At 40.9% G+C, this 18,382-nt stretch carries 19 protein-coding genes and 1 tRNA gene; 16 read left to right on the forward strand and 4 right to left on the reverse strand.

Features of this window, described 5'->3' with window-relative positions:
- The first annotated feature begins 12 nt into the window (after positions 1 to 12).
- The 10 genes from FFM63_RS04540 to FFM63_RS04585 all read left to right on the forward strand — a co-directional run bounded on the left by FFM63_RS04540 (position 13) and on the right by FFM63_RS04585 (position 9,954).
- A complete protein-coding gene (locus FFM63_RS04540) occupies positions 13 to 333 on the forward strand; it encodes a hypothetical protein (RefSeq protein ID WP_137609136.1) in 321 nt (106 codons plus the stop codon).
- On the forward strand, positions 323 to 2,284 hold the full coding sequence (locus FFM63_RS04545) for a V-type ATP synthase subunit I (RefSeq protein ID WP_137609137.1): 1,962 nt from the start codon (positions 323 to 325) through the stop codon (positions 2,282 to 2,284). The genes FFM63_RS04540 and FFM63_RS04545 overlap by 11 nt, the downstream gene beginning before the upstream one ends.
- Positions 2,285 to 2,302: 18 nt before the next feature.
- The gene (locus FFM63_RS04550) at positions 2,303 to 2,773 is read left to right on the forward strand and encodes a V-type ATP synthase subunit K (RefSeq protein ID WP_137609138.1); all 471 of its coding nucleotides are present in this window, start codon (positions 2,303 to 2,305) and stop codon (positions 2,771 to 2,773) included.
- Between the two features lie 11 nt (positions 2,774 to 2,784).
- Positions 2,785 to 3,369 carry a hypothetical protein gene (locus FFM63_RS04555; protein WP_137609139.1) on the forward strand — a complete coding sequence of 195 codons (585 nt, stop codon included), beginning with the start codon at positions 2,785 to 2,787 and terminating at the stop codon, positions 3,367 to 3,369.
- A gap of 97 nt (positions 3,370 to 3,466) precedes the next feature.
- Positions 3,467 to 4,462 (forward strand): V-type ATPase subunit, encoded by a 996-nt coding sequence (locus FFM63_RS04560; RefSeq protein ID WP_137609140.1) that lies wholly within the window; start codon positions 3,467 to 3,469, stop codon positions 4,460 to 4,462.
- Positions 4,452 to 4,763: a V-type ATP synthase subunit F gene (locus FFM63_RS04565; RefSeq protein WP_137609141.1), complete on the forward strand. Its 312-nt coding sequence runs from the start codon at positions 4,452 to 4,454 to the stop codon at positions 4,761 to 4,763. The genes FFM63_RS04560 and FFM63_RS04565 overlap by 11 nt, the downstream gene beginning before the upstream one ends.
- Positions 4,764 to 4,776: 13 nt before the next feature.
- Complete coding sequence (locus FFM63_RS04570) at positions 4,777 to 6,558, forward strand: V-type ATP synthase subunit A (protein ID WP_137609142.1); 1,782 nt, start codon at positions 4,777 to 4,779, stop codon at positions 6,556 to 6,558.
- A complete protein-coding gene (locus tag FFM63_RS04575; protein ID WP_137609143.1) occupies positions 6,551 to 7,927 on the forward strand; it encodes a V-type ATP synthase subunit B in 1,377 nt (458 codons plus the stop codon). Before FFM63_RS04570 ends, FFM63_RS04575 begins: the two co-directional genes overlap by 8 nt.
- Positions 7,928 to 7,931: 4 nt before the next feature.
- Positions 7,932 to 8,564 (forward strand): V-type ATP synthase subunit D, encoded by a 633-nt coding sequence (locus FFM63_RS04580; protein ID WP_137609144.1) that lies wholly within the window; start codon positions 7,932 to 7,934, stop codon positions 8,562 to 8,564.
- Positions 8,565 to 8,595: 31 nt separating this feature from the next.
- The gene (locus FFM63_RS04585; protein ID WP_137609145.1) at positions 8,596 to 9,954 is read left to right on the forward strand and encodes a TrkH family potassium uptake protein; all 1,359 of its coding nucleotides are present in this window, start codon (positions 8,596 to 8,598) and stop codon (positions 9,952 to 9,954) included.
- Between the two features lie 71 nt (positions 9,955 to 10,025).
- On the opposite strand, the gene gloA is transcribed toward FFM63_RS04585, so the two are convergent.
- Complete coding sequence (gloA, locus tag FFM63_RS04590) at positions 10,026 to 10,394, reverse strand: lactoylglutathione lyase (protein WP_137609146.1); 369 nt, start codon at positions 10,392 to 10,394, stop codon at positions 10,026 to 10,028.
- Between the two features lie 136 nt (positions 10,395 to 10,530).
- Between gloA and FFM63_RS04595 the strand changes: the two genes are divergently transcribed.
- On the forward strand, positions 10,531 to 10,974 hold the full coding sequence (locus FFM63_RS04595) for an NUDIX hydrolase (RefSeq protein ID WP_137609147.1): 444 nt from the start codon (positions 10,531 to 10,533) through the stop codon (positions 10,972 to 10,974).
- Between the two features lie 73 nt (positions 10,975 to 11,047).
- Here the strand turns inward: FFM63_RS04595 and FFM63_RS04600 are convergent, their stop codons facing one another.
- Together FFM63_RS04600 and FFM63_RS04605 are read right to left on the reverse strand one after the other, a co-directional pair.
- Positions 11,048 to 12,397: an HD domain-containing protein gene (locus FFM63_RS04600; RefSeq protein WP_137609148.1), complete on the reverse strand. Its 1,350-nt coding sequence runs from the start codon at positions 12,395 to 12,397 to the stop codon at positions 11,048 to 11,050.
- Positions 12,387 to 13,196, reverse strand: a complete 810-nt coding sequence (locus FFM63_RS04605) for a lipoate--protein ligase family protein (protein WP_137609149.1) — start codon at positions 13,194 to 13,196, stop codon at positions 12,387 to 12,389. Before FFM63_RS04605 ends, FFM63_RS04600 begins: the two co-directional genes overlap by 11 nt.
- Positions 13,197 to 13,337: 141 nt before the next feature.
- Between FFM63_RS04605 and FFM63_RS04610 the strand changes: the two genes are divergently transcribed.
- Together FFM63_RS04610 and rpoE are read left to right on the forward strand one after the other, a co-directional pair.
- The gene (locus FFM63_RS04610; RefSeq protein WP_137609150.1) at positions 13,338 to 13,772 is read left to right on the forward strand and encodes a YwiB family protein; all 435 of its coding nucleotides are present in this window, start codon (positions 13,338 to 13,340) and stop codon (positions 13,770 to 13,772) included.
- Positions 13,773 to 13,845: 73 nt separating this feature from the next.
- On the forward strand, positions 13,846 to 14,451 hold the full coding sequence (gene rpoE, locus FFM63_RS04615) for a DNA-directed RNA polymerase subunit delta (protein ID WP_137609151.1): 606 nt from the start codon (positions 13,846 to 13,848) through the stop codon (positions 14,449 to 14,451).
- Between the two features lie 155 nt (positions 14,452 to 14,606).
- Here the strand turns inward: rpoE and FFM63_RS04620 are convergent.
- A tRNA-Arg gene (locus FFM63_RS04620) sits at positions 14,607 to 14,678 on the reverse strand.
- Positions 14,679 to 14,731: 53 nt separating this feature from the next.
- Here FFM63_RS04620 and rpoN point away from each other — a divergent pair.
- The 3 genes from rpoN to gap all read left to right on the forward strand — a co-directional run bounded on the left by rpoN (position 14,732) and on the right by gap (position 18,290).
- Positions 14,732 to 16,033 carry an RNA polymerase factor sigma-54 gene (gene rpoN / locus FFM63_RS04625; RefSeq protein ID WP_137609152.1) on the forward strand — a complete coding sequence of 434 codons (1,302 nt, stop codon included), beginning with the start codon at positions 14,732 to 14,734 and terminating at the stop codon, positions 16,031 to 16,033.
- 177 nt (positions 16,034 to 16,210) lie between these two features.
- Positions 16,211 to 17,248, forward strand: coding sequence for a sugar-binding transcriptional regulator (locus FFM63_RS04630; protein ID WP_137609153.1), 1,038 nt, complete (start codon positions 16,211 to 16,213; stop codon positions 17,246 to 17,248).
- Positions 17,249 to 17,288: 40 nt separating this feature from the next.
- Positions 17,289 to 18,290 (forward strand): type I glyceraldehyde-3-phosphate dehydrogenase, encoded by a 1,002-nt coding sequence (gap, locus tag FFM63_RS04635; RefSeq protein ID WP_137609154.1) that lies wholly within the window; start codon positions 17,289 to 17,291, stop codon positions 18,288 to 18,290.
- Positions 18,291 to 18,382: the final 92 nt, after the last annotated feature.

Raw genomic sequence — 18,382 nt, forward strand, 5'->3', positions numbered from 1 at the left:
AGGAGGGTTTGTGTGCTAGAAGCTTTAGAAAGAATAAAATTTGTAGAAGAACAAAATGAGCGCGAAAAAGAAAAATTGATTGCAGAGTTGGCTGCTTATGAAGCAAGTCAAAAAAAAATACTGCAAGAAAAAAAAGCAGAATTAAAAAATACTTTTTCTGAGGTATCGGCAGAAAAAGAAAAGAACTTGACGGAAAAATTGGCCGTAGAAGAGCAAGAGTTGACGGATAGTGCCGAAGCGGCGATTAAGTTGATGGAAAAAAATTATCTTGAAAAGAAAGAACAGACGATCCAAGCAATCATTGAAAGGGTGATCTCAGAATATGGCAGTTAGCAAAATGAGCAAGCTGACTTTGATTGCTCAACAAGGATATAGCGAACAGATTCTTTCTGCGATCCAGGGATTTCAAGGTGTAGAGATCCGCGACCTCTTTCAGCAGACTGTCAGTAATCAATGGGTGGAAAAATATTTTGAAGAAGCAGCTCCTCTACCTAGCCAAGATGGACTTTCAAGGATCGATCGACAACTAGAAGAAATAGCGCATGCCATTCAATTTATCGAACATCATGGCAGCAGTCGTGAAAAAGGAATGCATCTCAAGCGTCAGCAAGCCACGCTGAAAACGTTGGAAGAAAAATTTGATGAATCGGCTTTATTGGCTGAATTAACAAGTATCCAAGAATTAGAACAGCAGTTTACAGAGATCAATGAAAAACAACGAGTGCTGCATGAACGAGAAAGTCTTTTGCAAAAGTGGCAAGCATTAGATTTCTTACCCAAAGATTTTTCATTGCGCTCTACTAACTATTTTTTAGGAACAGTGGATGCAAGTGTCTGGGAATTGCTTGAACAGCAGATAAAGGAACTGCAGATCCATTATGAACTAATTTATAGTGACGAGCAGATCGTTAATTTTTCATTGATTTATCTGTGTACTGAGGCACCAAAAATCCAAGAGCTGATCCACCAATTCAGTGTTATCACTTTTACTTATAAGGAAAAAGAATTGCCTAAAGTTGAATTGGCTGCGATCCAGCAAGTATTGCTTGAATTAGTAGAAGAGCAAAAACGCTTGGCACGCTTGATCGGTCAAAAGAAAATCAGCATCGAAAACTTAGAAATGGCGGAAGAAGTCCTGCTGGCTTATAAAAATCGCTGGTTGATCCATGATCGTTTCATCAAAGATGATAAAGTATTTTTGATCCAAGGTTGGCTGGAAACGACAAGCTTTACAAGATTCGAAGCTTTCATAGGTGATTTGATTGGTCAAGAAAATCTCTATTTAGAAATTGAAGAACCGACAGAAGTCGAGATTGCTGAAGAAATACCGACGAAATTGAAAAACAATGCAGTAGTCAAGCCATTTGAGATGTTGACGGAGATGTACAGTTTGCCCAAATATCACGAAATCGATCCGACGCCGTGGTTCATGCCCTTTTATTTCGTATTTTTTGGCATGATGGTGGCAGATGCAGGATACGGAGCTTTGATGTTATTGGCGACTACGATCGCATTGCGAACGGTTTTGCCGCGAGGAATGGAACGGTTCATGCATTTTTTCCAAATCTTAGCTGTGCCTACCATTATGTGGGGCTTGATCTATAATTCGTTTTTCGGCTATTCGTTAGGCTATCCGCCGATTCTTTCGACAAGTGACGATGTCATCAGTATTTTGATTCTATCGATCGTTTTTGGTGTAATCCAAATTTTTATCGGCTTAGGTTTAGCGGCAAAAGAAAACATCAAAGCTAAAAATTATCTTGGCGCGGTCTCTGACGGCTTCGCTTGGCAAGGGATCATGATTGGCGCGATCGTCGGCGGTTTAGGAAAAATGTTATTGAATAGTCAGCCGTTATTTATGGTCGGAGTCGTTTTGGCAATAGTGAGTGCATTAATGATCATCTTTACACCGATGCTGCAGTCAAAGTCAAAAATCAAAGGTTTAGCAAAAGGTGCATATAACTTATATGGGATCACCAGTTATATCGGCGATCTAGTTAGTTATACGCGGTTGATGGCATTAGGTATTTCCGGTGGGAGTATCGCTGCGGCATTCAATATGCTAGTAGGATATATGCCGCCAATTGCCCGTTTTAGTGTCGGAATTTTATTGATGGTAGCCTTGCATGGCTTGAATATTTTCTTATCGTTACTATCAGCGTATGTTCACGGTGCTCGGTTGCAGTATGTCGAATTTTTTGGCAAATTTTACGAAGGCGGCGGGCGGGCATTTCGTCCATTAAAGACAGAAGAAAAATATATAAATATTGAACAAGAAAAATAATTGGAGGAATTTTAGACAATGATGGAGTATTTGATTAACAACAGTGGCGGTATTATTTTTGCGATTTTAGGAATGGCAACAGCAACGATCTTTTCTGGAATCGGGTCATCAAAAGGTGTCGGTATGACCGGGGAAGCAGCAGCAGCTTTGACAACTAGCCAACCGGAAAAATTTGGTCAAGCGTTGATCTTGCAGTTATTGCCAGGGACACAAGGGTTGTATGGGTTCGTTATTGCCTTCTTGATTTTTACAAACTTGTCAGGTGATTTGACCGTGGTCCAAGGATTAGGTTACCTAGGCGCTTCGTTACCGATTGCTTTTACTGGGTTGTTTTCAGGGATCGCTCAAGGAAGAGTGGCCGCTGCCGGTATTCAGATCTTAGCGAAAAAACCAGAACATGCGACAAAGGGAATTATCTATGCTGCGATGGTTGAAACTTATGCAATCTTAGGTTTCGTTATCTCATTCTTGTTAGTAGGACAAGTATAAGGAGTTTTTTGATGGAAGCAATCGAAAAAATAGTCGAACAATTAAAGCAACAAGCTGATTTGGAACAGCGCCAGTTAAAAGAAACTGAACGGGCCCGGATCGAACAAGAATTTCAAGCAGCGGAAGCAGAAATAATAGCAGATCATCAGAAACGTTTGGAGAAAAACTTACAAAATCTAGAGAACAATTATAAGCAGGAAGCAAATCGTCAACAAGTGATGCAAAAACAGCAGATCTTAAACCAGAAACAGGCTGTTTTAGAACGAGTATTTGCTGAAGCGGTCAGCCAAATGGAAAGCCGCTCTGCAAAACAACAGCAAGAATTTGCTCAGCGAGCGTTGACTAAAATCCCTTTACAAGGTGAACTGACCTTTGTTCCAGGTAAAAAGTCGCAGTCAGTTTTTACCAAAGAATGGCTATTCGAGCAAAATCAACAGCTGGCGTATCAATTAAAGTTAGCTGATACGACTATTGCTGATCAAGCGGGTTTTATTTTAGATAAAAACGGCGTTCAATATAACTTTCTTTATCAAAGTTTAGTTAGAGAAATTCAAGAACGAGAAAGTTTTGCCATTGCTCAAGCACTGTTTGATTAAGCAAGCGCAATGCGAACGTCAATCAAATCAGTAACGTTATGTTGGCTAGATTTTTTACTAGAAAGTAATGTAGCAACTACGAATTAGGAGGCATTGAATGAAACAAGCGACGTATCATGAATTGAATCCGCTGGTTCGTTTAAAAGAATTGGAATTGTTGTCGCCAGAGCTTCTGACGAGAATGGTGAAATCCGAGGATTTGACGGAAATCGAGACACTTTTTCGAGGAACGATTTACGGTGAGTATTTGACGGATAATTTTTATGAGAGCTTTGAAGAGGCCTTAGGGCAGGCACAAGCAAGTTTAATAACGGAATTAGTAAAAATAATTCCTGATCCTAATGTTATTTGGATCTATACGATGCGCTATACCTTCCATAATCTCAAGGCACTGCTCAAAGCCGATTTATTAGAGCAAAATTTTGACGCGCTTTATATCTATGATGGTTTCTATTCCTTAGAACAGATCAAGACCGCTATTCGAACGGGTCAAGCAAGCGGCTTGGCGGATATTTTACTAGAAAGTATCCAAGAAGTTCGGGAGCATTTCGAAGAATCGAATAGTTTACAAGGAATCGATATTATTTTAGATCGTAATTATCTAAATGCACAAAGAACGATCGCTGACAAAATCGGCGAACCAGAACTAACAGAAGAAGTGACGAGTTTTATCGATTTTACAAATATGCTGATGACTGCACGCGGGATCAAACAGCAGAGAAGCCGGAACTTCATGTTGACCGTCTTGTCCAGTCAAGGGAGTATTCCAAAAGAAGAATTATTAGCTTTTGTTGAAATCGGTTTGGAGCAACTGATCAACTACTTAAGAACAACTTCTTACGCTGAAGTGATCGAACCAATCATACAAAATAATACGATCAAGCTAAGTCAGCTGGAACGGCTTTGTGATGACTACTTGACGAGTTTTTATGAAACAGCTCAGACCCAAGCCTTTGGTCCTTTGCCTGTTTTGGCGTTGCTGAATGCAAAAACGATCGAAGTGAAAAATCTGCGGCTGATCATTACCGGTAAACGAGTAGGACTAACGGATGAACAAATTAGAGAGAGGATGCGAGAGACTTATGGCACATAAAATCGGCGCGATTGGCGATAAAGACTCGATCTTACCTTTCAGGCTCTTTGATTTTGATACTCGTACTATAAAGGATAAACAAATTATTCGTCAGCAGATTGACGAAATGGCTAAGAATGAATATGGCGTCATTTATATCACTGAAGAATTTGCTCAACTTGTTCCTGATACGATCAAACGCTATGAACAAGAGATGATCCCGGCGATCGTACTGATTCCTAATCACGAAGGAACGCTAGGGATCGGCAAGTCTATGATTCAAGGACAAGTTGAACGAGCAGTCGGACAGAATATTTTATAAAGGAGCTAATGTCTTGCAAGAAGGAAGAATAATAAAAGTTTCTGGCCCACTAGTGCTGGCAGAAAATATGGAGCAAGCAGCGATTCAAGATATTTGTTATGTTGGTGACCTTGGAGTTATCGGTGAAATTATCGAGATGCGCGGCAATGTCGCCTCCATTCAAGTATATGAAGAAACAGCAGGGATCGGTCCTGGTGAACCCGTTAGAACGACCGGAGAAGCACTCTCCGTTGAATTAGGACCAGGGATCCTTTCACAAATGTTTGATGGTATCCAACGGCCATTAGATACGTTTAAAAAACAAACAAATAGTAATTTTCTTAATCGCGGAGTTCAAATCCCCGCTTTGGATCATACAAAAAAATGGTGGTTCGAAGCGTCAGTTGAAGTAGGAGATACCGTATCAGCTGGCGATATAGTTGGAACAGTCGAAGAAACGAAGATCATCACTCATAAAATCATGGTTCCTAATGGTGTCAAAGGAATAGTGAAAAAAATCTCATCAGGTGAATTTACGATCGATGAGTCTGTTTATGTAATCGAAACAGCCAACGGGTTGCAAGAATTTTCAATGTTGCAAAAATGGCCGGTTCGACGCGGGCGTCCAGTTTCAGAAAAATTAAATCCTGAAGCACCGATGATTACCGGTCAACGAGTCATCGATACGTTTTTCCCTGTAGTAAAGGGCGGGGCCGCTGCAGTTCCGGGCCCATTCGGCGCTGGGAAAACAGTTGTTCAGCATCAAATCGCTAAATGGGCCGATGTCGATATCGTAGTTTATGTTGGCTGCGGTGAACGCGGAAATGAAATGACGGATGTACTGAATGAATTTCCTGAATTGGTTGATCCTAAGACTGGCGAATCAGTAATGGAACGCACGATTTTGATTGCCAATACTTCAAACATGCCGGTAGCGGCACGGGAAGCTTCCATTTACACTGGGATCACAATCGCGGAATATTTCCGGGATATGGGCTACAATATTGCAATCATGGCAGATTCCACTTCACGTTGGGCAGAAGCCTTGCGTGAAATGAGCGGACGCTTGGAAGAGATGCCTGGCGATGAAGGGTATCCAGCTTATTTGGGCAGCCGGCTAGCAGAATATTATGAACGATCTGGCCGCGTGATCGCCCTAGGTAGTGATAGACGTGAAGGTTCGATTACAGCAATCAGTGCCGTATCCCCTTCCGGTGGAGATACTTCTGAGCCTGTAACGCAAAACACATTGCGGGTTGTAAAAGTTTTCTGGGGCTTAAGTGCAACTTTAGCCCAACAACGCCATTTTCCATCGATCGACTGGCTGCAAAGTTATTCTTTATATTCCGCAGAAGTCGGGAAATATTTAGATAACGCGTTGCAGGCAAATTGGTCGCAAATGGTCGCAGAAGGAATGAAAATGCTGCAAAAAGAATCTGAATTAAATGAGATCGTTCGGCTAGTCGGGATTGATTCTTTATCCGAAAAAGATCGACTGACACTTGAAGTCGCGAAATCTTTACGGGAGGATTATTTGCAGCAAAATGCTTTTGATGATGTCGATACATTCACCTCACGGGAAAAACAATTCAAAATGATCCAAAATATTTTGACGTTTAACAAAGAAGGCCAACGTGCGTTAGAGTTGGGAACGTATTTGAAAGAAATCATGGATGGGACTTTTGTTTTACGCGATCGAATCGCACGAAGCAAGTACATCCCGGAAACAGAATTAGCCAAATTGGATCAAATCAATTTAGATATCGTTGCAGAAATCCAAGCAATCGTTGCAGAAGGAGGCATGACCAATGATTAAAGAATACAAAACGATCAATGAAGTGGTCGGTCCTTTGATGGCGATTGATAAAGTAGAAGGAATCAAATATGAAGAGTTGCTGGAAGTTCGTTTGAGCAATGGCGAAATTCGCCGCGGCCAAGTCTTAGAGATTCACGAAGATAAAGCCTTAGTCCAAATCTTTGAAGGAACCAGCGGGATCAATTTAAAAGAATCGACCGCACGTTTTTTAGGGCACCCGCTAGAGTTAGGTGTTTCAGAAGACATGGTCGGACGGGTGTTTGATGGTCTTGGTCGTCCCAAAGACGGTGGGCCAGAGATCTTAGCTGAAAAAAATGTTGATATTAACGGAGAAGTGATTAATCCTGTTTCGCGGGATTATCCGGATGAATTTATCCAAACGGGAATTTCCGCGATCGATCACTTGAATACGTTAGTTCGTGGCCAAAAACTACCGGTATTTTCCGGCTTTGGCTTGCCGCATAAAGAATTAGCCGCTCAAATCGCTCGACAAGCGACCGTATTGAATACAGACGATGATTTTGCCGTTGTTTTTGCAGGAATCGGCATTACGTTTGAAGAAGCAGAATTTTTCATGGAAGATTTTCGTCAAACTGGTGCGATCGATCGTTCCGTAGTCTTCATGAATCTGGCGAATGATCCGGCAATCGAACGAATCGCCACACCGCGGATGGCTTTGACTGCCGCGGAATATTTAGCCTATGAAAAAGGGATGCACGTTTTAGTTATTATGACGGATATGACTAATTATTGTGAAGCGTTGCGTGAAATTTCAGCCGCTCGGCGTGAAGTCCCTGGTCGAAGAGGCTATCCTGGTTATCTTTATACGAATCTAGCGACATTGTATGAACGTGCCGGCAGAATTCGCGGGTTGAAAGGTTCTGTAACGCAGATCCCGATCCTGACGATGCCAGAAGATGACAAGACGCATCCAATTCCTGACTTAACTGGTTATATTACAGAAGGCCAAATCATTTTATCCCGTGAATTGGATAAAAATGGGATTCAGCCGCCAATCGATGTATTGCCGTCTTTATCACGTTTGAAAGATAAAGGAACCGGTGAAGGCAAGACGCGGAAAGATCACGCACCGACGATGAACCAGCTGTTTGCCGCATACGCGCAAGGAAAGCAAGCTAAAGAGTTAGCGGTAGTACTGGGTGATTCAGCATTGTCAGATGTCGATAAAATCTATGCGAAATTTGCCGAGCGTTTTGAAGAAGAATATGTCAATCAAGGATTTTATGAAAACCGCTCGATCGAAGAAACGTTGAATCTCGGCTGGGAGCTTTTAGCGATGTTGCCGCGTACAGAGTTAAAACGGATCAAAGATGATATGTTGGATGAATATTTAACAGAAGGAGTTTGATCCTATGGTGAAATTAAATGTCAATCCAACTCGGATGGAACTCACTCGACTGAAGAAACAATTAACAACAGCTAGTCGTGGGCATAAACTGTTAAAAGATAAGCAAGATGAGCTGATGCGCCGTTTTATTTTATTAGTCAAAAAGAACGATCAAATGCGCGCAGAAGTTGAAGTAAAACTGCAGCAAGCAATGAAGAATTTTTCAGTAGCGGATGCGCTGCTAAATGATAAATATATCGAAGAATTGCTAGCTGTTCCCAAAGAACGGGTCACACTGGATGTGATCGAAAAAGATGTCATGAGTGTCAAAGTACCGATAATGAATTTTCAGCATCAATCGGAATTGTCAGATGGACCGCTGGAATATGGGTTCTTGAATTCCAACGATGAGCTGGATCAAAGTATTCAAAAGTTTACAGAAGTCTTGCCCGAATTGCTGGAGCTGACTGAAATCGAAAAAACGTGTCAATTGATGGCAAAAGAGATCGAAAAGACACGCCGACGCGTAAACGCCTTAGAATACATGACAATCCCGCAATTGGAGGAGACAATTTACTTTATCCAAATGAAGCTAGAAGAAAATGAGCGGGCGGAAGTAACGCGCATGATCAAAGTTAAAAATATGGGGACTACTTAAAAAGTAGTTCCTTTTTTTGAAGGTAGGAAGTATGAACAGAAAAAAATATTGGACCATCAAACTTCATCCAATCCAATTTATCGCCTTAGGATTTGCTGTAGTGATTTTATTCGGCGGTCTGCTGCTGACCTTGCCGATATTTACACAATCAGGAAAAGCAACTCCATTCATCGATGCTTTATTTACTGCCGCATCAGCAACTTGTGTAACGGGGTTGACGACACTGACCACTAGCGAACAGTGGAATATGGGTGGGCAATGGGTCATTTTAAGCTTGATCGAAGTTGGCGGATTAGGTTTTATGATGATGCCGTTTATTTTCTTTGCATTCATGAAGAAAAAAGTCGGTTTGCTGACTAGGATTATTCTACAAGAGTCATTAAATTTAGATACTTTATCAGGCGTGATGCGCTTGATGTTTTACATTCTTCGTTTTGCGCTAGGATTTCAATTAGTTGGGACTTTGTTGCTGGCAATAGATTTTATCCCTAGTTATGGAATATCAAAAGGTCTTTGGTATGCGTTGTTCCATTCTGTTTCAGCGTTTTGCAATGCTGGATTTGATTTGTTTGGAGATAGTCTAGTAGGTTTTCAAAACAACGCGTATGTATTATTAGTAATCTCCGGCTTGATCATTGCTGGCGGATTGGGCTTTATTGTTTGGCGAGATTTGCTGAATTTCCGTAAAACAAGAAGATTGAGTTTGCATAGTAAGTTGGCATTGACTGTATCGAGCAGTCTGCTGATTATCGGAACGATCGTTTTTTATGTATCAGAAGCAGGCGGACAGACAATCGTCGGAAATGCCTCTGCGCTTGATCGTTTTGCTAACATATTTTTTATGTCGGTGACGGCTCGAACGGCTGGTTATTTTTCAGTTGATTATGGAAGTGTCAGTCAGGCGGGAATCTTATTTACAATTGTGTTGATGTTTATTGGCGGAACATCAGGCTCGACGGCCGGCGGGTTAAAGACAACTACGTTTGGAGTCTTGCTGGTCCAGGCGATTTCTCTCTTAAAAGGAAGAGAACATGCGGAAGTATTTCGGCGGACGATTCGTCCATCGATTGTATCACGCGCGCTCACTTTATTTTTTATTACGTTAAGTTTGTGTATTGGTGTGACGATGCTGATGTCAGCTACCGAAATCTTGCCGCGCTTTCGTGGAATTGAATATTTATTATTTGAAACATTTTCAGCTTTTGGAACTGTGGGGCTTACGATGGGATTGACTTCGGATCTAAGTTTGATAGGAAAGCTCTTGATTATCGGGTTGATGTATCTTGGGCGAGTCGGTGTTTTGACTGTTGGTTTTGCCTTAACGATGCGTTTGATAAAAGCCAAAGGCGGACGCTACAAACTTCCAGAAGAAAGTGTGATCATCGGCTAAGAGTCCGTTGTTTAAAAAAGTTCATATAAGTATAAAAAAAGGTTGCGGCAACTGCCGCAACCTTTTATGTTTTAACGAATTACTTCAATTTTGTAGCCATCTGGATCGGTAATGAAATAATATGAGGGATCTGTTCCAGGCAAGCCTTTCATATCAGTGACGGTAAAACCATGGGCTTTATGTTGTTCATGAAGTTGTGTGATATTTTCTGAACGAATCGCAATGTGACCGTAGCCGTCTCCTAAGTCATATGCAGCATGATCATAGTTGTAAGTCAACTCTAGTTCGTAATCGTCCCCTGGTAAAGTTAAGTAAACAAGAGTGAATTTTGATTCTGGAAAATCACGGCGGCGTGATTCCTCAAAGCCAAATACGTCTTGATAAAATTTTACGGATGCGTCTAAGTCTTTTACGCGGACGCAAGTATGTGCCATTTTCATAAATAAGCAGCCTCCTAATAATTGATAATTTCATGATAACATAAATTTTCAAGTTGCAGCATTTATGTTCAGTGGTTGTTTATGAGGATTTTTTAATGTAAACTAACTAGTAAATACAATTTGCAGGAGGATACCAATGATCCCAGTGTTTGGCGTAAAAGAAACTGAAAAAAATTATCAAGCACGTTATGCAGCTTACGCAATTTTAATAAATGATGAAGGAAATATCGCGCTCGTCCAAGCTCCTAATGGCGCCTACTTTTTACCTGGAGGAGAAATCGAAGGTAATGAGACTAAAGAAGAAGCGATCGCTCGTGAGATGTTGGAAGAATTAGGCTTTGAAGTCGTTTTATCCGATTATCTGGGGCAGGCGGATGAATATTTTTATTCTCGTCACCGCACGACTTTCTTTTATAATCCCGGCTATTTTTATTCTACAAAAAGTTGGAAAAAAGTATCTGAACCGTTAGAAGAAGGCAACAACAGCAGCTGGGAATCGCCAGCTAAAGCGCTTGAATTATTAAAGCGGGGCAGCCATAAATGGGCAGTAGAAGAATGGCTAAAGAAAAAAACTTTCTGAGTTTTGTAATGACCCTCAAATGTTAGCTTTTTGGTTTAACTTTTGGGGGCCAGTTTATTCTCAGAAAGCTTTTTTAATTGACTAATTCTCCATTGTGAATGTACTTAGCAAAGGCTTGGTAATAATCTTCAAAAAGATCAGAATTTTTGCTGTCTTGTTGCGTCATTTCTTTTGGATAGTAGAAACGGACATCGCCTTGTCCTTGACCAGTCAGCGCCGAAACTAATTGGCTGGCTTTTGATAATTCAATTAGCGAGCCGTCTTTTTGCATCAATTCGATCTGTGTTCGGTGGCTGCCTTTTTCAGGATGATACAGATCATAAGGCAAGTCGTAACTGGAATTGATTGCGGTATAGTAACGCGGATCAAAGCCGGCTTTTTCAACTAAAGTTTTCATTTCCGTTAAACGCGGATTATCGCTAGTATCGACTGCAATTGATTTTAATGGTTTGCGATTTAAAAAGCGGTCGGCTAGGTCACTTAGAATCAAGTCTTGTTCTTCCATCCACTGAGCAAAGTAGGTGTTCAGCACGCCATCATCCAATTTTAAATAATCGGCTAACGAGAATTCTTCTTTTAGAAAAGGAATCAAGAATTGTGAATGAAACGTAAAGATATCTGCGTTGCGCTGATGCAATTCATGAGCACGATCCAATAAATGTTCCAACAGCACTTCCATGGCGCGAGAAACTGGATGGAAATAAACTTGGACATACATTTGATAGCGACTGACGATATAGTCTTCCACAGCGTGCATCCCATTCATCGAAAAAGCGATTCCGCCAGCGTAAGGCCGGATGACCCGCAAGATCCGAGTCAAATCAAAAGTCCCGTATTCAGTCCCGGTATAGTAAGCGTCGCGCAATAGATAATCCATTCGATCCGCGTCGATCTGGCTAGAGATCATTTGTACCACTTGCGGATTTTCATAAGTTTTAGTGATCACACTGGCAACTTTTTCTGGAAATCCGTCTTCAACATTATTTAAAATTTGGAAAACTTCTGTTTCTGGTGAAGTAATGATGGCGACAGTCAACGCTTCATGATCGGTATGGAAAATGTGTTCAAAAGTATGCGAATAAGGACCATGACCGACATCGTGCAGCAAGGCCGCACACAAAGCGACTAAGCGATGCGAATCATCCCAACCATCTTTGCCGTATTTTTCTTTGGAGAAGTTGCGCTGAAAAATATCGCAGATTCGCCGAGTAATGTCATATACCCCCAGAGAATGAGCAAAACGGCTATGTTCTGCTCCATGAAAAGTATAAGAAGTCGTACCGAGCTGCTTGATTCGGCGCAAACGTTGAACTTCTCTTGAATTGATCAAATCTAAAATCACTTGGTGCTGGACATGGATATAATTGTGAACGGGATCGCGGAAAACCTTTTCCAGCGGGAGCATTTGATATTTATAGGTCATTGAGTGCCTCCTGAATAATTGAATTGCGTTGGTGCATATTTTGAATGCGGCGTTGGTAGTCGTCTAGCTGCTGGAATTTTGGTAAAAAGGTCGTTTGATCGCGATACGGCAATGCCTGTAATAATTCTTTTTTGACAGAATCAATCGTGACATCAAAAGCTGCCGCATCGTGTAGTGTCGTCATGCTCGCCGGATCTACTGGCGGATAATCGATTCCGAATCGTTCTTCTAATCCGCTTTGATAATAACTGCGAACAATATTGCCCCGCAGATTTTGCTCACCATTGACGCTTAAATACATCATAATCGCGACGCCGTCTTTTACTCGTCGTTGCGCGATCCCCGCAATTTTTTTTCCATTGATTGAAAGATCATATTTCCCTGGACAATAGGAATCGGCGATTTCACCGACAGTTAGTTTCAACTGGCCGAAACAAGTCCGTTCCAGCCAATCGATCATTGCTTGATATCCGTCATTGATCGACAGGGCGGAGATCGTATTTTTCGGAAGAATCAATGAGACATTTAAGATCCCAGAATCACTGATCACGCCTAACCCGCCGGCATTGCGTAAAAGCAAGTGATAATTTTCTTTTTGGACCGCTTTGAGCGCCTGACCAAAGTAAGGCACGCGACTGTCTTTCATTCCTAAGATCAATGTTTGTGGTAATTGCCAGAAATGAATGATCGGCTGTTCCTGTTCGCCGCTGAATGCGGTTAATACATCCGTTAAAGCAAAGGGGCTGAACAAATCATTTTCTGGGAGCATCCCTTGATCAAAAAGCAATGCTTCTTTCATCTAATCGTCCTTTCGTTCTTTATTTTTTTACTATTATAAACAAAAATATGAAAAGCAACTAATTAAGTCGCTTAAAAGCAGAAGTAGTTGACAAAAAAAGTAAAACCGACAAAAATAAATAGTGGAAGGAGTGGAAGCTCTGTGAATATTAAAGAAGGCATTCCAGCAAAAATAAAAGTTCAAACGAAAGTCACTCAAAATAATGAGTCAGAAGATTTCGTATTTGATCTCCTTGGACAAGTCGTCAAAATGGGAGACACCTTGTACATTCGTTACAAAGAGATTCAACCTGACGGACAAGAAGCCCCCGTTACGGTGAAAGTGACCCCTGATTCGCAAGTCCAATTGATCCGTTCGGGTGAAGCGCGGATGCGGATGCGTTTTGCCTATCGGGAAAAACTGGAGACAAATTATAAAACACCCTATGGCATGTTCATCATTTCAACTTACGCAAAAAATTTGCATGTCAGTTTGAAAGATCGCCCGTTTTCAGGAATCATCACGATTGATTATACTCTTTATATGAAAGAAGAAAAAGTCGGCGACTATCAAATGGTCTTAGAATTTACGACCTGAGGGCAAGAAAGGTTTGCTTTTTAGCTTTTGATTTTGTATGATAAGGAGTAGACTTTGAAAGGACGTGTCATACTTGGAACTTAGTATTTTTGATGGTTTGAACAAAGATGAATTATCAATGATTGAAGTGGCACACGCAATTCTGGAAGAACGTGCAGATGTAATGGATTTTTCGGATCTAGTAAATCAAATCCAAAATTATCTTGGCAAATCAGACAGTGAAATTCGTGATGCATTAGCCCAATTTTATACCGATTTAAACATTGATGGAAGCTTTATTTCTCTAGGCGATAACCGCTGGGGATTACGTTCATGGTACGCGATCGATTCAATCGATGAAGAAGTCAACCATGGCTTAGAAGATGAAGAAGAAGATGCACCGCGTCGCAAGAAACGTAAGAAAGTCAATGCGTTTATCAACGGCGATGACGATGCGATCGACTACAACGACGATGATCCAGAGGATACAGACTTGTTGGCAGACGATGAAGAAGATGAAATCGATGATGATGACGACGATGATGATGACGAAATCGCAGCATACAACTCTGATTTACAAGAAATTGGAGCAGATGCAAACGAGGATGATGAAGAAGTTGTCCCAGGCGGAATCGAAGATGATCTAAGTGTTATCGATGATGACGACGATGATTTTGATGAAGAAGAGGACGAAGAATAGATCGATTGATCTATTCTTTTCTTTTTTTCTTAACTTAGTGAATCCGTTCAAAATTGATAAGTGTCCACTAAAAAAGTATAATGGTCTGGAACACGCGTGTTTATTACTTGGAATCAAAAAAAGACACTACTCTATTGAGCAGTGTCCTAAAAAAATGCGCCCTGAGGGAATCGAACCCCCGTCTCAAGAACCGGAATCTTACGTGATATCCACTACACTAAGGGCGCAAGCACGAGTATTAGTTTAGCATATAATTTAAAAAAAACAAGGGGAAAGTAATATGAAGTTTCAACAAAGTTATTCGCAAAAGCAGCAACAGACCCAAAAACTGGCGATGACACAAGAATTGCAGCAGGCTATTCAGATCTTACAATTTAATACTGAGGAGTTGCAAGACTATGTTGAAACAGTCTCTTTAGAAAATCCGTTGTTTGATGTGGTCGCTCCAAAAATCCAAAGTGACTTGATGCAAATGCACAGCGGACCAATCAAAGAGGACTCTTTTATCCAAATCGCCGATCACCCGGTCTCGTTATTTGAACATTTGATTCATCAGATCCATTTGAATTATCGGGACACGTTTATTCGTGAGATCATGCTGGTGTTAGTAGAGTATATCGATGTAAACGGCTATTTGAAGGTCGATGAAGAAGAGATCAAAAAAGAATTGAAAGCGACAGATATTCAATATCTAGATGCTTTAACGCTCTTGCAGCAATTAGATCCGCCGGGAGTGGGAGCTAGAAGCTTGCAAGAATGTTTGATGTTGCAAACCGAACAAGATGATTATGCGCCAGAATTGGCGTACCTTTTATTAGAAGAATCTTTTGAAGCGATCGCGAAAAGAAAATTTGAACAAATCGCCAAAGACTACCAAATCAGTTTAGCCCAAGTTCAACAGATCTTAGACTATATTCGGTCTTTGAATCCATTTCCGGGAACAGGTTTTGGGAGCCAAGACTCAAATTTTATTATTCCAGATCTTACTTTAGTAAGGCGAGAAGGCCAGTTAGTCGTTTTATCTAATAAACGAGGACAACTGCGCTTGAACTTTCAAGAAAATTATTTTAATCGCTTGAAACTTCAGGCCGACGAAGAGACCAAAGTTTATTTAAAAGAAAAACTGCAACAATTTGAATGGCTGAACAAAACCCTCGGCCAGCGAAAAGACACGATTCTTGAAGTCGGAAAAATTATTGTTCAACATCAAGCAGCTTTTTTTGAAAACAAACAAGGCACCTTGAAACCGTTGATGTTAAAAGATGTCGCTAAACAATTGGCAGTTCACGAGTCGACGATCAGTCGCGCAGTCAATGGCAAGTATATCGAGACAGATTTTGGTGTATTTGAATTACGCAGTTTTTTTGTCAATAAGGTCAATGATGAAGACACGTCGGCAGATGAGGTCAAACACTTGATCAGTGCTTTGATCGAACAAGAAGATAAGCACAAGCCGTTATCAGATCAAAAAATCGTCGAGTTGCTTGCTGAAAAAGAGCAAAAGATCTCTCGGCGAACAGTAGCAAAATATCGCGACGCACTAAATATTCCCAGTTCATCGAAAAGAAAACGTTTTGATTAAATCAAGTAAAAAAAGCGGGTCTTTTTCCTTGCATAGAAACCTCAAACCTGTTAAACTCTGAAATGTAAGAAATTTGCAAATTTCAAATGAACAATTTGATTTTCTTGCATTTTTTTTAGAATTCATGGGTCGCTAAAAGTCTATGAGGGACTACTTGAGTCCAGCGGAGGGATTCCTTTGTTAAGTGAATTAAGAGTACTCGAAGCAATCGCCCCTGATGTGTTAGAGGTTGTAAAAAAAAGATATCGCATCATGCAGAATATTTTTTGGATGCAGCCAATCGGTCGAAGAAACTTAGCTGATTCATTAGGTCTTACCGAACGTGTTTTACGTGGTGAGACAGATTATCTTAGAGATCAGCGTTTGATTGATGCGACGAAGAGCGGCATGTTGCTGACTGAAAAAGGCGAAGGTTTATTGCAGCATCTAGAAGTTTTGATGGAGCAATTTACCGGCATGGATCAGTTAGAAAAACGGCTTGCTTCGCAATTTAAAATTGAACGATGCCTGATTGTTTCTGGTAACAGTGATGAACAGGAAAAAGTGATCGGTGAATTTGGCGAGTTGATTGATGAGGCTTTACAGCGTCAATTACCAGATGGCCGAAACATAATCGCAGTAATGGGCGGCACGACGATGGCGGAAGTTGCTAGACACGTCAGCCCATTAGAAACAGCAAAACGGCATAATACGTTTGTTCCAGCCCGAGGCGGTATCGGTGAAGCGGTAGCTATTCAAGCCAATTCAGTGAGTGCTTTGATGGCAGCTAATGCACATGGCGAACATCGCGTGTTGTATGTGCCGGAACAGTTGAGCGAATTGGCATATCACACACTGCTGAAAGAACCTTCGATCAAAAATGTCTTGGCGATGATCAAAGAGGCAAATTGTGTTGTACACAGTATTGGTCGGGCGGTACACATGGCAGCCAGACGAAAGATGTCAGAAGATGAAATCATTCGTTTGAAACAAAAAAATGCTGTAGCAGAATCATTTGGTTACTTTTTTGATGAACATGGAGCGATCGTTCATAAAGTACCGCGTATCGGTTTATCATTAGAAGATATTCAAAAGATGCCGATTGTTCTAGCTGTCGCAGGTGGTAAAAGCAAAGCGAAAGCCATCACAGCATATATGAAAAATGCTCCAAAACAAACGTGGCTCATCACAGATGAAGCTGCTGCAAATGAGATTTTAAAAGGGTCATCCCTTTAAAATAAATATATTTTTTGATTCCATAAGGAGGAAATCTTAAATGACAGTAAAAGTTGGAATTAACGGATTTGGACGTATCGGACGCTTAGCATTCCGCCGTATCCAAGATGTAGAAGGATTGGAAGTTGTAGCTATCAACGACTTAACAGACGCTAAAATGTTGGCGCACTTGTTAAAATATGATACAACTCAAGGTCGCTTTAACGGAACTGTTGAAGTTCATGAAGGTTCATTCAACGTGAACGGAAAAGAAGTTAAAGTTCTTGCTAACCGCAACCCTGAAGAATTACCTTGGGGAGAACTAGGAGTAGACATCGTATTAGAATGTACTGGCTTCTTCACTTCTAAAGCCGCTGCTGAAAAACATTTAACAGCTGGTGCTAAACGTGTTGTTATCTCAGCTCCTGGTGGTAACGATGTTCCAACAATCGTTTACAATACTAACCACGAAACTTTAACTGGTGACGAAACAGTTATCTCTGGTGCTTCATGTACTACTAACTGTTTAGCTCCTATGGCTAAAACTTTAAATGACGAATTTGGTGTTGTTGAAGGCTTAATGACAACTATCCACGCTTACACTGGTGACCAAATGACTCTTGATGGACCTCATCCTAAAGGTGACTTCCGTCGCGCACGTGCTGCTGCAGCAAACATCGTGCCTAACTCAACTGGTGCTGCTAAAGCAATCGGTTTAGTTATTCCTGACTTGAACGGTAAATTAGACGGAGCAGCTCAACGTGTTCCTGTTGCAACTGGTTCATTAACTGAATTAGTTACTGTTCTTAACAAAAAAGTTACTGTTGATGAAGTAAATGCAGCTATGAAAGCAGCATCTAACGAATCATTCGGTTACAACACTGACGAAATCGTTTCTTCAGATATCGTAGGCATGACTTTCGGTTCATTATTTGACGAAACTCAAACTAAAGTAATGACAGTTGGCGAACAACAATTAGTTAAAACTGTTGCTTGGTATGACAACGAAATGTCATACACTGCTCAATTAGTTCGTACTTTAGAATACTTCGCAAAACTTTAAGATTTAGTTTAAGCGAAAATAACATTGTCTGAAACAAGGCGGGGAAGCAACGCGCTTCTCCGTTTTTTTCGTAAGTCTATCATTAGCTCTTT

It is taken from the genome of Enterococcus pingfangensis, from assembly GCF_005405205.1.
Classification (GTDB): domain Bacteria; phylum Bacillota; class Bacilli; order Lactobacillales; family Enterococcaceae; genus Enterococcus_A; species Enterococcus_A pingfangensis.